The sequence below is a fragment of the Cupriavidus sp. HPC(L) genome, from assembly GCF_000307735.3.
In the GTDB taxonomy this organism is placed as follows: Bacteria; Pseudomonadota; Gammaproteobacteria; order Burkholderiales; family Burkholderiaceae; genus Cupriavidus.
Window position 1 is genome coordinate 1 of sequence record NZ_AMPR02000293.1, and the last position, 2,926, is coordinate 2,926.

General features: G+C 72.0%; 2 protein-coding genes. Both read left to right on the forward strand.

All coding sequences use genetic code 11. From position 1 onward, the window contains the following. Positions 1–1,343, forward strand: a 1,343-nt coding sequence (gene hpnE, locus B551_RS15930; protein WP_023264515.1) for a hydroxysqualene dehydroxylase HpnE, incomplete at its 5' end; no start/stop codon positions are given. Between the two features lie 49 nt (positions 1,344–1,392). Continuing rightward, entirely contained in the window at positions 1,393–2,655 is a 1,263-nt protein-coding gene (locus tag B551_RS15935) for a Zn-dependent hydrolase (protein WP_023264516.1), read from the forward strand. The last annotated feature ends 271 nt before the right edge of the window (positions 2,656–2,926 follow it).

A 2,926-nucleotide genomic window follows, 5' to 3' on the forward strand; every position in this document is an offset into this window, starting at 1 on the left:
CGGTGCTCGGCGGCCGCGCGCGCCGCGTCGCCCGGCGTCATCCGCAGGTGGCAGGCGAACTCGACAACGGCCAGCATCTGCTGCTCGGCGCCTATCGCCATACCCTCGCGCTGATGCGCCGCGCCGGCGTCGATCCCGATGCCGCGCTGCTGCGGCTGCCGCTGCAGATGGCCTATGCCGACGGCTGGCAGCTGCAGGCGCCGCGCCTGCCGGCGCCCTGGCATCTGCTCGGCATGGGCCTGACCGCCCGTGGACTGGGCTGGCGCGAGCGCGCTGCATTGGCGCGGGCGCTGTCGCGGCTGCGCGCCGACCGCGATGCGGACGATGCCGAAGATGCAGTCGATGGCACCGATGCCGGCACCGCCGGCGAGACCGTCGCCGCGTGGCTGGCGCAGGCACCGTCGTCGCTGCGGGAACGCCTGTGGTTCCCGCTGTGCGTGGCCGCGCTGAACACGCCGGCCGAACAGGCCGATGCCCGCGTATTCCGCCGCGTGCTGCGCGACAGCCTGCTGGCGGCGCGCGGCGACAGCGACATGCTGGTGCCGCGCCGGGACCTGAGCCGGCTGTTTCCCGAGGCCGCCGCGCAGGCGATCGTTGCCGCGGGCGGCACGGTGCGGACCGGCGCCGCGGTACAGCAGATCTCGCAAGCCCAGCACGGCTGGCTGCTGCAGACCGGTGCCGGCCAGCAGGAAGTCGCGCAGTTGGTCATCGCCACCGCGCCGCGGCAGGCGGCGCGGCTGCTGGCGCAGATCACGCATCGCTCGCACCAGCCCGCGCTGCAGGCGGCCGCGGCGAAGCTGCAGGCGTTCGACCATGTGCCGATCGTCACGCTGTATCTGAACGTCGGCGCGCTGCGCCTGCCGCGTCCGTTTCTTGCGCTCGACGCCAGCGCCGCCGCGCCGGGTCAGTTCGTCTTCGATCGCGCCGCGCTGTCGACCGAACCCGACGCATCGGCCGCGCCGGACCGCGACAACGTCTGGTCGGTCGTGATCAGCGCGGCCGACGATGCCGCAGCGATGCCGCAGGCGGAACTGGCGCGGCGCGTGCGCGCGCAGCTTGCCGCGCAACTGGCGCCCTGCATCGGCGATGCCGCGCGCCTTGCCGATGCGCGCGGCGAATTCGTGATCGCCGAACGCCTGGCCACGTTCCGCTGCGTGCCGGGCCTGGCGCGTCCCGGCAACGATATCGGCGTGCCGCGCCTGGCGCTGGCCGGCGACTATACCGACGGGCCCGACCGGGCATACGGACCGTATCCGGCCACCATCGAAGCGGCGACGCGCAGCGGCTCGGCGGCCGCGGCGCTGCTGCAGCGCGAGCGCGTGCCGTCCGCCGAGACGGCATGACGTTCGCCGCATGACCCTCCTTCCCATCGACGTACCGAAGAGCCAGCACATGCATTCCCCCTCTCCTTCCCTTGGCCAGTCCATTCTCGATGCCGCCGATGCGCTCGCGCGCTTCTCCGATATGGAGGGCGGCCTCACGTGCGCCTATCTGACGCCGGCCCATCGCGCCGCCGCCGCGATGCTGGCCGAGCGCATGCGCGCGGCAGGCATGCAGGTGCGCGTCGATGCGATCGGCAACGTGATCGGCCGCTACGAGGCCGATCCGTCCGCCGGCCCGGATGCAAAGGTACTGATGACCGGTTCGCACTTCGACACGGTCCGCAACGGCGGGCGCTATGACGGCCGGCTCGGCATCCTGCTGCCGATCGCGGTGGTCGGCGCGCTGAACGAGGCCGGCATCCGGCTGCCCTACCATTTCGAGGTGGTCGGCTTCGCCGAGGAGGAGGGGCTGCGCTTCAAGACCAGCTTCCTGGCCAGCAGCGTGCTGGCCGGCCGCTTCGACCCGGCGCTGCTGGCGCGCGCCGACGCCGACGGCATCACGCTGGCGCAGGTGCTGGCGCAATCCGGTCTGCCGGGCGGCGGCGATCCCGAGGCGCTGCGCACGGCCGCGGTCGACCCGGCGACGCTGCTCGCCTTCGTCGAGGTCCATATCGAACAGGGACCGGTGCTGCTGCACCATGACCTGCCGCTGGGCATCGTCACGCAGATCGCCGGCAGCAGCCGCTTCCAGGTGCGGGTCGAGGGGCTGGCCAGCCATGCCGGCACCACGCCGATGACGATGCGCAAGGATGCGGCCGCCGCGGCCGCCGAGATGGTGCTGCTGGTCGAGTCGCGCTGCGCGCAGGCGCCAACGCTGGTCGGCACGGTGGGCCAGCTGCAGGTGCCGAACGGCTCGAGCAACGTGATTCCCGCCGCGTGCCACTTCTCGATGGATATCCGCGCCGGCGAGGATGCCGTGCGCGAGGCCGCGATCGCCGATATCGTCGCCGGCATCGACGCGATCGCCGCGCGCCGCGGCGTGCGTGCCGAGGTGGAACGGGTGCCGCCGGTCAACAACGCGCCGTGCGCGCCGTGGCTGCGCGAGCAATTCGCGGCGGTGCTGAACAAGCGCGGCCTGCAGGCCTTCGAGCTGCCGTCCGGTGCCGGGCACGACGCGATGATGATGCAGCGGATCACCGACGTGGCGATGCTGTTCGTCCGCTGCGGCAACGGCGGCATCAGCCACAACCCGCTGGAGACCATTACCGCGGAGGACGCGCAGCTGGCGGCGGAGGTGTTCGTCGATTTCCTGCGGCATTTCAAGGGGCGGTGAGCGCAGCCGCGGAGAGCGGGCCGTCGCTGCGCTCTACCTCTTGCAGGAAGCCGCGGAGAAAGAGCTGTCGCTCCCCTCTCCCGCGAGCGGGAGAGGGGTTGGGGGAGAGGGCAAGGGCGTACGTCCTGGCTGACGACGTACGCTTTGGAACGGCTGTTCCCTTTCCCCCGCCCCTCTCCCGCACGCGGGAGAGGGGGAGAAAACCATCGGGCACTGCTGCAACCGCTAGCCTTCCTTTGCCTTGCTGCTCAATTGCCGTGGTACATCTCCC